We start from the raw sequence: 12358 nt of genomic DNA, 5'->3' as shown, positions 1-12358 counted from the left end.
GGCGGGTTCTGTAAAAATCTATGTTTTCCTAGAAATAACTGATATAAACCCGCCCCTAGATCTCCGCAAAAACCCGGTAACTTGATCGCGCACCGGGTTTTTTAAGCTCACCCGACACCTGAGACCTGTTCCCCTAATTGTGCAGGTTTAACAGGTGTCTAAAATTGTCCTAAAACCCAGGCAATCGATGACACACTAGAAAACGTAACTTGGAATGCGATCGCCCTCTAGAGGCGAATTAATAGAAGATGGCTTCAGAAAAATTTCGTCGCCAACTGCGCCATGAAGCCCAACTTTGGACTTCAGAAGGATTGATTAACGATTCTATTTATCAACTGCTATCAAACCGTTATCAATTCAACAGTATTGATAGCGCTGCCAGTAGCCGTTTTGTGATGATTCTCATCGGTTTAGGTAGTATTCTGCTGGGTTTGGGTGTGATTACCTTTGTCGCCGCCAATTGGCAACAATGGCCGCGAGAATTCAAAATTATCTTGCTGTTGAGTTTATTTATTGGTGTTAATACTAGCGGGTTTTATCTATGGCGATCTGACTCTCAAACAGGGAAAACAAAACGTTTGGGCGAGGGATTACTGATTTTTGGGGCTATCAGTCTTGGGGCGAATATCTCCCTGATGGCGCAAATGTTTCATATTGGCGGTTCTCCCTACGGATTGTTTTTGGTTTGGGGATTGGGCGTTTTAGCGATGGCTTACAGCTTGCGTTTGACATCCCTCGGTATTCTATCAATTTTACTGCTTGGAATTGGCTATTGGTCAGGAGTCTCTAATATTTTCTTTCCGGGTGAATTAACCGGGCTAGAATTTCTGTTGGTACATATTGCGCTAGTCACCGCAGTTTTGTTTGTTCCCCTCGCCTATTGGTGTAAATCACGATCAATTTTTATCATAGCAGTATTGCTGATCGTTCCCGCTTTAGAGATGAATATTGCTGCACTTTTAAGGCAGAATTTCTCCTCGGAATTGATGACGGTTGGATTTATTCTTCCGCCTGCACTCCTTTGGAGTTATGATGATAGTCTCTTTCCTCCTATTCATAGCAGACCCTTTCGATCAGATGCTCGGAGTTTGGCAATTTGGTTTTTAGGGATTGTGTTTTTTCTCTTTTCCTTTCGGGGATTTGGGACATCTTTCTTCAGTTTTAACTATAACGAATCGATGCAAGTTCAGGGATTTAATTTCATCCTTGATGTGCTTTTATTTGGCGGTTTAACGATTTGGCAATGGCTTTATCTGGCAAAACCTCATCATTCGTCTCAACGTTGGGGATTAGATGAAGTTAGCAGTGCGATCGCTATAATTTTAGGTGTGACGACACTGGTGAGTTATAGATATCAAACTCTTGACAGCAGCTTATCTACTCTCATTTTCAATATCTTACTCTTTTTACTGGCGGCAGGCTCAATTCGCATCGGATTAGGACAAGGAAAACGAGGGACATTTTGGGGCGGAATGATCTTACTCACCCTGCAAATTGTCAGTCGTACCTTTGAGTACAATACTGAACTCCTGTTTAAAGCTTTTGTCTTTGTATTGTGTGGTGTGGGTGTTATTCTAGCGGGTTTATGGTTTGAGCGACATTTATCCCGTCAATAGAGTTCAAGTATAGCAGTAAGCGAATACATTAGGACATTTCTAAATCCTAAAACCCCTTCACCGTCTACTGATCCGGTGTTCCCTGTTCCCTGTTCCCGATTCAAGTAGCGCTATAACTTCATTCTTTTCTAAACAAAAACACATCTATCCTATGAACAATTCTAATCCTCAACATCTAGAGAATTCAACCGAATCTTTGATGACTGAATCTCTACTGCAAACAAGACAGCTTCCCAGTTGGAGGCTGTTGCTACCGTTGTTCTTTCAATTTGCTCTGATTGTCTCCGTTCCGGCGCAAGCGGTTTATACTTATGTTACAGGAGAGACTGTTGTACTGCAAACCGCACCTGTTGATCCCTATGACTTTCTGCGAGGTTACTATCAAGTTTTAGGCTACGATATTTCTACTTCAGAAACCTTAAAACCTCTCCCCGGATGGAAAGAACTATCAAATAATCAAGATTATCTCCCACCGGGAACAACGGTTTATGTCGTTTTAGAAAAACCCACAACCCCAACAGAATCTCAACGTCCTCAAGCTTGGAAACCGATAGCAGTTAGTTCGAGTTTACCGGAAAATTTACCCCCGAATCAAATAGCTCTTCAGGGAGAATCAAACGGTTGGCAAATTTTATATGGTTTAGAAACCTATTATATGCCAGAAGATCAACGAGTACAAGTCAATCAAAATATCACAGATGCTCAACAAAAGAACCCCGAATCTTTCGTTGTCGAAGTGAAAGTTAATACTCAAGGAAAAGCAGTTCCCGTGAGTTTGTGGGTTCGCGAACAAAATTACAGATTTTAGGGTTTTTGGGATGGAGTAAACCGATATAAACCGGCCCTCCATTTTCATTGTCCACTCAGTATCCATTTAAAAAAGACACAAATACACGAAGATTCCCTCTTTGTGTCTGGTGTGTCTTGGTGGTTTTTCTTCTCTCCCCTTGTCGTGCTATATAAACCCCAACTTGACAAATAGGACAGCTTGAGAAAGTCCAAGAGCCAAGGTCAGGGTCTGGTTTGATAGTTTTTTGCAGTTATATCATTCATCGGAGATTAAAAAATTTTTACAGCCGGATAAATTTCATCCAGTCGATCCCAGTAAAAATTACTGATTTTAGTTGAACCCTAGCTTCAACAGTCCTTTTGAGGAATCACAGACAGGGGCAAAGAAAGCTGAAGCCTAAAATGGTATTGCAAAATACTTTCAATAAGTATATAGTCATTATTGAGACTAAGCAGGGTCTATGAGATCTATCTGAATTTTGACAACATGGCGTTCTATAACAATCGCTCTATCAAATCTGAGCTGAACCAAAAAGGCTGTCGTCTGACTCCGCAGCGAGAAAAGATTATGCAAGTGTTTCACAGCCTTCCGCAAGGCAAACATTTAAGTGCGGAAGAACTACATCACTTCTTGCAAGGTCAGGGCGAAAATATTAGCCTATCGACGGTCTACCGGACTTTACACCTGTTGACCAATATCGGTATTTTACGAGAACTCGAACTCGCCGAAGGTCACAAACATTATGAACTTTTTTCAGGTCAAAGCCGTCGGCATCACCATCTAGTTTGCGTTCAGTGCTACAAAACCTTTGAATTTAGTGATGAGTCCATCTTAAAAATCGGTCAGAAACAAGCCTGTAGAGCAGGCGTTCATCTGCTAGACTGTCAACTGACGGTTCATGCGGTTTGTATTGAAGCCATTCGACGAGGATGGCCTTCTTTATTACCCAGTAGTTGGTCTTGTCCAGAATCTATTGCTAATGGAAACAACGGTCACAATCAAGAAAAAATCGAAGACATTGATTCTTTGCAGCCGCAACATCAACTCGATAAGAATTAATCAATTTGCAAGTTAAACGGCAAGCGAGTGTAAATTCCGCGCGGATCATTCAAAGCTTTCAATTGGGCTAATTCTTCTCGCAACTTGATGAACTCCAGGGTGATCGGATCGACTGTTGAGGAGGCTTGAGTAGACTCGCCCCCAGCAAAACTTTCTAAAATTTGTTGTTTAAAAGTTTGACCTTCTGGATATTCTTGGAGTTGCCAATTGTCTTCTAATTTAGCCTGTTCTGCTGCTGCGGCGATCGCATCTCCTATGCCGCCAATTTGATCGACTAGACCGATTTCTTTGGCTTGTAACCCTGACCAAACTCGCCCTTGAGCAATTTCTGCCACTCTCGCTTTTGGCAGCTTCCTGGACTCAGAAACTTTGCTTAAAAACCGTTCGTAAATCGCATCAACCACCTTTTGAAGACGAGCTAATTCTTCCGGTGTTTTCGGACGAGAAACGGTGTTAATATCGGCATAACGACCTGTTTTCACCACATCCCAAGTAATCCCATTCTCATTGGCGATATCCTGCACATTAAACAATACCCCAAACACACCAATTGAACCTGTAATGGTATTTGACTCGGCAAAAATTTTACTCGCCGCCATTGATATCCAATACCCACCGGAAGCTGCAAAATTTCCCATTGATACAATGACAGGTTTTTGGGCTTGCAAAAGTTCCACTTCTCGACCGATAATTTCCGAAGCCGTTGCACTTCCGCCCGGACTATTCACCCGGAAAACAACGGCTTTGACATCTTCATCCATTCGCAATTCTCGCAATTTTTTAGCTAGGTTATCACCACCTATTTCTCCGCCCAAACCTTCGCCATCAACAATATTTCCTTCGGCATAAACCACAGCAATTTTATTTTCACTATTAACATCTCCCCGGCTTGCTTTCATTACTTCCGGCATTTTTGCATAGGAATTGATGCTCATTTGCCGAAACAGTTTATCCTCTTCTTCTGCTTCACCCGTTAGCTTTTTGAGATCAACAATTACTTCATCAAAATGAGCCACTTTGTCAACCAATTTACTTTTTACAGCTTCCGTTGCCATTAAAATCCCTTGTTGGTCAGCAATTTGTTTAAGCTGAGACCCATTTAACTGACGATTTGGGCTAACAGTATTAATATATTCGCTCCAAATATCATCGAGTAACTTCTGAGTTTGTTGTCGATTTTCGGGACTCATTTGTTTGAGTAAAAACGGTTCAACTGCTGACTTATATTTACCCACCCGAGTCACTTGTACCCCAATTCCAAACTTTTCTAACGCCCCGGTTAAGAACATAATTTCTGAACTGAGTCCGTTCATTTCTACCGAACCCAAGGGGTTGACGACAATAGTATTCGCTACTGAACCGAGATAATATTCTTGTTCTGTCCAGTCTAAATCATAAGCAATAATCGGTTTACCAGATGCTCTAAATTTTTCTAGAGCTTGTCGAACTTCCCGTAAATTTGCTAAACCCGTACCTGTGGGGCTATTTGTTCCTTTAAGATACAATCCAACAATCCGATCATCTTGACTCGCTTTTTCCAAACCTTCTAAAATTGTCCGCAGCTTGATTTGGTTGGGTGAGTTTTCCGCTAGGGCTTGCTCAAACAGTTGGCCTGTGCTGTAATCTGGATCAGCATCAGTAATATTCAACGACAGATCAAACACTAAGACGGATTTATCTTTAACCAGGGGGCCAGAGTCTTGCGTCGCCGCCGCCATCACTAAAAAGATTAATCCCCCGACTCCCATTGTGACAATCAGGGCGAGTCCCAGGAGGTTTCCGAGTAAGCTTGCAAAGGTGTATTTTAGGAAGTCTTTCATCTGTCAGTTTAGCGTGAGGGGCTGGGGCGTTTGGCAAGGCTTGATTGGACTGTTATCGGTGTATTTCGCAACCAGACACATAGAGATAATTTAATCATAGCACAATACTTTGAACAGGTAAAAAATAAAAACCACCAAGACACTGAGAACACCAAGAGAAATCTGCGTGTTTTTGTGTTTTGGTGGTCAATTTATCCCTCTAGAAAATGATATCATCCGTTTTTGGAAAGCTATATATAGCAGAAGTCAGGAGACAGGAGACAGGAGACAGAATTGAAACCTTTATCATCAAAGGATTTGACAGAAAAACAGTGTCCTAATCAAAGGCTTCGACTGCTATAATATCGTTAAATATTTGCTATAACTGCTTTACCGATTAACTAAATCAAGAATCGCTGTAATTAAACGATCCGGTTCAACAGGCTTACAAATATGTTGGCTAAACCCAGCAGCAATGGCTTTATGAAAATCACTTTCTCCCGCATAAGCCGTTAATGCGATCGCAGGCATTTGTTGGTCTGATCTATTCTTATACAAAGATCGAACTTGCTTCATTAACTGATAACCATCCATTCCCGGCATCCCAATATCACTAACTAAAATATCGGGAGTCGAACGCATAAACGCTTTCAGGGCTTCTATTGCAGAATCAACAGCAATCACCGTTGCACCCGCTTGTTTTAACATTAAAGTGAGAAAATCTCGGGTATCCGCTTCATCCTCAGCAATTAAAATCCGAATTCCCTGCAAGCACTTAGGGTTGAAAGACTCAGCATCTAGAGTTTGGTCATTTTTGGCAGATTCGCCGTTTTGAGGAATCAGGGGAAACTTGACAATAAAAGTAGCTCCCTGTCCTTCACCGGGACTATCCGCTTGCACTGTTCCGCCGTGCATTTCGGTAATATAACGAACTATAGCCAATCCTAAGCCCAGTCCGCCAAACTTGCGCGTCGTCGTTCCATCTTCCTGACGAAAATATTCAAAGACATGAGGTAAAAATTCAGGACTAATTCCCTTACCTGCATCTTTGACGCGAATTTGAGCCTCAGTCCCGACTTGTTCTAACCAGATATCTACTTTGGCACCAATCGAACTAAATTTAACGCTATTGGAGAGCAAATTCCAGACAATTTGTTGTAAACGCCCCGCATCACCGAGAACTTGTCCGACTTGAGGATAGAGGTGAGTTTTAATCTCAATGGACTTCGCTTCGGCAGCCAGACGAACAGTTTCCACAGCCGAGATGATCACAATTCTCAGATCAACCGATGAGCGATTTAAGTTCAGCTTACCGCGTAAAATCCGAGAAACATCTAACAAATCATCAATCAACTGCACTTGTAGCTTGACATTGCGCTCAATCGTTGTCAAGGCTTGATGGAGGATTTTGTCATCCACCTTTTGACGCTGAAGCAAATTCGCCCAACCCAGAATCGGATTTAACGGCGATCGCAATTCGTGAGACAAAACCGCCAAAAATTCATCTTTGATGCGGTTAGCGGCCTCTGCTTCTTCTCTAGCGGCGCGTTCACGGGCGAGAAGTTGGTCTCGTTCGGCTTCGGCTCGTTTGCGATCGCTAATATCAGCCGTCGAACCAACAACCCGAACTAACTCACCTTTGCGATCGCGAAGAATATACCCTCGATCCCAAACATCAACCCAATGTCCATCCTCATGGCGAACTCGATATTCAAAACTATAGCGATCAAAGCCATTGTCTATATTTGACAACATCTGAGGTTGAATCACTAAACGATCCTCGGGGTGCATCCGTTCACTCCACCAATCTCGATCTTGAGGAACCTCTTCCGGGCCTAGACCAATCAGTTGACGCAAACCTTCCGATCGATAGACGTGGTTGGTTTGCAGATCCCAGTCATAGACAATCCCTGTTACCGCCCGAGTCGCTAACCGGAACCGTTCTTCACTGGCTTGTAGGGCTTCTTCAGCGCGTTTGCGTTCCGTCATATCCAAAAACGCTCCAATCACTCCCCGCACTTGTCCATTGTCATCTCGCAACGGCACCGCTTTACCGTAGATATAACGAACCTCCCCAGAATCAAAAATAAATTCTAATTCCCCTTCGACTTCCTCACCTGTTCGTCCGGCTTTCTGCATGGGTAACTCCTGGGGGGGAATATTTTTGCCATTAATTTGTTGCTTGAAAGGTAGAGGGTTTTTTCCATCAGCCGGAGTCGCTGTTGGCACTGAACCGGGAAACATCCGCATCAGTTCATAAGCCGTTAAGTTGGCGCTCATCTGATGACAGTGGCGATCATGGGCTATCCAAATAGCCGCCGGAACCGCTTCCATCAAGGCTTCGAGTTCTTCTGCTCTAGCTCGGGCGTTGGCTTCACTTAAACGTAACGCCACTTCTGCTTGTTTGCGATCGCTAATATTGCTAAAGGAAACTGCTACCCCATCTTCTAATTTAACCGCCATATTGTGAAACCAACCTGTAATCCCATCGGCATCGTAGAAAAGCTCAATATCGTCAGGTTCACCTGTTTCAACAACTTCAACATAACGTTTAAACAAATTAAAGTGGAACTGGTTTCCGGGTAAAACCTCTAAAAGTCGTTGACCGAGGAGATCTTCTGCGGGACGTTTGAGGGCTTCTGCGGCTTTGGGATTAACGTAAATCCATTCAAAGTCAATGATCTCTCCGGTTTTATCCCGTATACTTTTGAGGATGGTAAACGCATACAGTGATAACTCTTGAGCGACGCGAAATTGTTGTTCACTGCGTCGCAGAGCCGCTTCAACTTGTTTGGCTGGGGTAATATCTTCAGCAATCCTAGCAACCCGACGAATTACACCCTGTTCATTGTAAATGGGAAACGAGCGATCGCGAATCCAACGAACGGAACCATCGGAACGAACAATGCGATATTCTTGACTAAATTGACCTTCAACAGCCTGTTCAAAAAAGGCGAGTCTAACGCGCTCTTGATCTTCAGGATGAATCGTCTCTAACCAGTCATAGGGATTATTGCAAAGGCTTTGCAGGGAATTTCCCCAGATGCGTTCATAGGCAGGACTGACATAAAGAATTTTAATCTCCTGCATATCCATGATCCAGAAAACATCCTCGATATTTTCCGCCAATTGCCGAAATCGTTCTTCACTCTGACGGAGTGCCACTTCTGATCGCTTGCGATGGTCTACATCGGTGATCGTCCCGACCCATTCTCGGATCGAACCATCGGAGTTAAACAATGGGATTCCCTTGGCTTCAAAGTAGCGATATTTCTGGGTTGCAGTATTCCAGATCCGTCCTTCAGACTGATACAGGGTTTTGCTATCTCGTGCTTGTATCCACAGGGATTTGACTCGCTCTTGGTCATCCGAATGAATCGCTTGTAACCAGCCCCAGTTTTGATGTTCACTCCAGCTTTGTCCGGTGTAGGTTTCCCAGGCGGGCTGAGGCTGAATAAATTGACCTTCGGGGTCAGCGATCCAAACTATCGAACTGAGAATGGAGACAAGCGAACGATAGCGTTGTTCGCTCAAACGAAGGGCTTCTTCGGTTTGCTTTAAGGTGGTAATGTCTGTAATCAGGCCATAAAATCCTGTTACCGTACCATCACTGGCAATATTGGGAATATATTGACGACGAACATAGCGGGGGCCGCCATCTTTAAAGGGCATCAAGAGTTCAACCGTTACGGGTTCTCCAGCGAGTGCGGACTCGACGTCAGGACGCATGAACTGATAGGCGGTTTCCCCAATAAATTCAGCAAGATCCTGACCGATAATGTTTTCGGGGAGATGCCCAAACCAATCAGAATAAGCCCGATTAACAAAGCGATACCGTTGATCGCGATCAACGTAGGCGATTAAAGCCGGAACTGCATCGGTAATTAAGCGCAGTTCTTCTTCTCGTTGTTTTAAGGCGGCTTCGGCTTGTTTTCGTTCGGTAATATCTTCTGCAATTCCGGCGACTCGGCGAATTTGACCGTCTTCTTCGGGAATGGGAAAACCGCGATCGCGTATCCACCGAATAGAACCATCGGCACGAATCACCCGAAATTCAACCGCACATCGACCGGTTTTAACCTGTTCGGTAAAGGCGGCTTCAGCTTTTGAACGATCTTCGGGATGGATCATTTCCATCCATTCATAGGGATTTGCATAAAGACTTTCACAGGAATATCCCCAGAGTGTTTCATAGGCGGGACTAACGTAGAGAACTTTGTAGTCTTGCATTTGGGCGATCCAGAAGACATCTTCAACATTTTCTGCCATCTGTCGAAATCGTTCTTCGCTGGTTTGTAGGGCTTCTTGGGTCTGTTGGCGTTCGCTAATATCTCGAACAAAGGCTTGCCAGCGGCCATCGGGTAATATTTTGGTACTGATTTCAACGGGAACGATAGTGCCATCTTTTCTAATCAGCGTCCATTCTTCGACGTGGGTATTCCCCAGCAGTAAGGATTGTTTGACGGCTTCGAGTCGAGGTTGATCTTTGGGGGGAATAATCTCTAGGATTTGCTTACCAATCAGTTCTTCTCGTGAATAACCGAGTAAGTTACAGGCGTTGTTATTCACATCGATATAGGTGCCTTGGAGATCGGCGATTAATACAGCATCGGGTGCCTGTTCGATCAGGGCGCGAAATCGTTCTTCACCCCGTCTCAGCGCCAGTTCTGCTTGCCGTTGATAGGTAATATCTCGAAACACAACAACGGCTGCTAAAATCTCTCCTTGTTGATCTCGAATCGGGCTAGAATTCACATCAATAATGATGCGCTGACCATCTGCTCGGTGAATTTCGATTTCTTCGCCTAAAACCACTTCGCCTGTCCGTAGCGATCGCGCGAGGGGATATTCATCAGGACGATAAGGCTGTCCATTGGGATGAAAACCTTCAAAGGTGACGTCTTGATCGTAGGCTTCTAACTGCCATTCTAGGGCGTAGGAGTAGCCCAGTATCTCTTCGACTTGTTGGTTCGCCAGGACTAATTCTTCGGTTTCAGCATCCGCGATTAGGACTCCGGCTGGCATTTGCTGTAAGATGGCTCTCATCCGGGAGCGTTCGGTTTCTAGCTGTTGGAGAAGTTGCTCTCGTTCGGCTTCGGCTTGTTTGCGTTCGTGGATGTCTGTGGTGATGCCTATCCATTTTATGATGTTTCCGCTTTCGTCTTTGAGGGGAACCGCACGACCCATAAACCAACGATAAACCCCGTCATGGCGGCGATAACGAAATTCCGCTTCAAAAGCTGTTCCTTGTTGTTTGGCTTGATCCCAGGCTTCTTGTAAGTAGGGATAGTCATCGGGATGGTTTATCTGTTGTAAGCCTTTTTTATTCAGTTCTTCTAGGGTTAAACCGGTGTATTCTATCCAGCGTGAGTTAACAAAATCAGTTTGTCCTTTACTATCACAAGACCAGATAAAGTCGGGGACTGCATCACTGAGAGTTCGATAGAGGTTTTCGCTGGTTCGCAGCACATCTTCTGCTTGTTTTAAGTTAGTAATATCTCGGGATAACGCCAGAATTTGTTCGACTTTTCCTTGGCTTCCAAAGATGGGAGTGATCAACACATCCCACCATTTCGGTTTACCTGTTTGAGTCGGACGATAGCCTTGAAAGCGACTGGTTTTTCCTATTCGTGCTTGAGTTAGGGCTATTTCTGCTTTTTCGCGATCGCCATCAGGCCAAAATTCCACCCAAGGTTGATGTAAATAGGGTTCAATATTATTGATTTCTAACAGGTATTGTCCGCCGGAGTTCATCAACAGCAGTCGCCCTTCTAAGTCGAGAACTTTGATAGAGTCCATGCTGCTTTCGATAATCCGACGGTTAAATTCTTCACTCGAACGCAGTTGGGATTCGATTTGTTTGCGTTTGCTAATATCTCTAAAATAAATAGAAATTCCTTCGGGTGAGGGACAGGCGTTGATTTCTAAATAGCGATTAAGCACCGGCGAAAAGATTTCTAAATGCAGGGGGGTTTGTTCTCTCATGGCTAGACGCAATTGTTGGGTTGCGGGATGTTCTGCATCGGCATCAAATACGTCTTTCCAGAGTTCTTTCCCCAGCAATTCTTCGCGAGTATATCCCAACAAACGAGCGGCTTCTTGATTAATGTAGGTATAACGCCAATTTCGATCTAAGGCAACAAAAGCATCAGTAATTCGTTCTAATATATTGTAACTTTGATTGAACTGAGGTTGGCTAAGGGTTTGAGAGGTTGTTTCTATCAGGGTTCCCAATACTCCGGCGACTTCACCCGTTTGACCCAAAATCGGACTATAAGAGATGTTAAAATAACGCTGTTTTTGTTGACTGAATAATTGTGAATTAAATTGTTTATTTTCCCGCAAAATTGCTTGTCTAGTTTCTAAAATCTGTTGTATATCTGAAGCGATTTCCTGGCTCATTTCCGACCAACAAGAATTCAACGGTTGACCCAAGGTAGAGAGAGGCAGAATTTTACCCCAAATTGAATAATAGGCATCATTGTAGAGTAAAATCCGTTCATTTCCCCAGAGGATAAACTGAGGATGACAGGTATTTAAAACAAGATTTAAAATCGTTTTGAGCTGTACAGACCATTGTTCAACAGCACCCAGGGGAGTTGGCGACCAATTCTGCGATCGGATTATTTTTCCGATTTCACCTCCAGCTTGAAATGGATCGGGTGATGTTGCTTTCACGGTCTTTTTTCCTCCACTGATGAAGCAGAACCCATAGATTTTTTTGTGTTTCTAGGCTAAGTTTTGAGTCAAAAAACAGGTGGTCAGTGAGTCCAGATTAAACTGATATTTTAGCTTGACGCTATCCTGCTATTGCTCTAGTTTAACAATAAATATAACGCGAATTCCAAGGGTTGACTAGATCTATTTTTTCCGATATTAACTCTTTCAGGCAAAATCCGCAGATCCGAGGCAAATGTTTTCGGCTGGAGATGGAGTTGGTGTCTTCTGTTAATTGGTGTAACGAGGGATATCTAATCGGTGACAGGGGTACTGAAATTTGGGTAGATTGTCTATTCTAGCTTAAGATGAGCCAGGGGTTAGATATCTCTATCTTGAGATAGATTCAGGCGATTGGATTTTTCAGTAAAAAAGGT

The 12358-nt window shown here is 43.7% G+C and carries 5 protein-coding genes; 3 read left to right on the top strand and 2 right to left on the bottom strand.

Going from position 1 to position 12358, the window contains the following annotated elements:
- Window positions 1-248: 248 nt before the first annotated feature.
- The 3 genes from WN50_RS26070 to WN50_RS26060 all read left to right on the top strand — a co-directional run bounded on the left by WN50_RS26070 (window position 249) and on the right by WN50_RS26060 (window position 3465).
- On the top strand, window positions 249-1616 hold the full coding sequence (locus WN50_RS26070; protein WP_046281284.1) for a DUF2157 domain-containing protein: 1368 nt from the start codon (window positions 249-251) through the stop codon (window positions 1614-1616).
- A gap of 151 nt (window positions 1617-1767) precedes the next feature.
- Window positions 1768-2424: a GDYXXLXY domain-containing protein gene (locus WN50_RS26065; protein WP_046281283.1), complete on the top strand. Its 657-nt coding sequence runs from the start codon at window positions 1768-1770 to the stop codon at window positions 2422-2424.
- Window positions 2425-2892: 468 nt separating this feature from the next.
- Window positions 2893-3465 carry a Fur family transcriptional regulator gene (locus tag WN50_RS26060; protein ID WP_046281282.1) on the top strand — a complete coding sequence of 191 codons (573 nt, stop codon included), beginning with the start codon at window positions 2893-2895 and terminating at the stop codon, window positions 3463-3465.
- On the opposite strand, the gene sppA is transcribed toward WN50_RS26060, so the two are convergent.
- Complete coding sequence (gene sppA / locus WN50_RS26055) at window positions 3462-5285, bottom strand: signal peptide peptidase SppA (protein WP_046281281.1); 1824 nt, start codon at window positions 5283-5285, stop codon at window positions 3462-3464. The two genes, WN50_RS26060 and sppA, sit on opposite strands and share 4 nt — an antisense overlap.
- Before the next feature lie 369 nt (window positions 5286-5654).
- The gene (locus tag WN50_RS33565; RefSeq protein ID WP_049561237.1) at window positions 5655-11942 is read right to left on the bottom strand and encodes a PAS domain S-box protein; all 6288 of its coding nucleotides are present in this window, start codon (window positions 11940-11942) and stop codon (window positions 5655-5657) included.
- Window positions 11943-12358 lie beyond the last annotated feature (416 nt).

It is taken from the genome of Limnoraphis robusta CS-951 (assembly GCF_000972705.2).
Note: the sequence above shows the minus strand (reverse complement) of the source record. Positions and strands in the feature narration are given on the sequence as shown.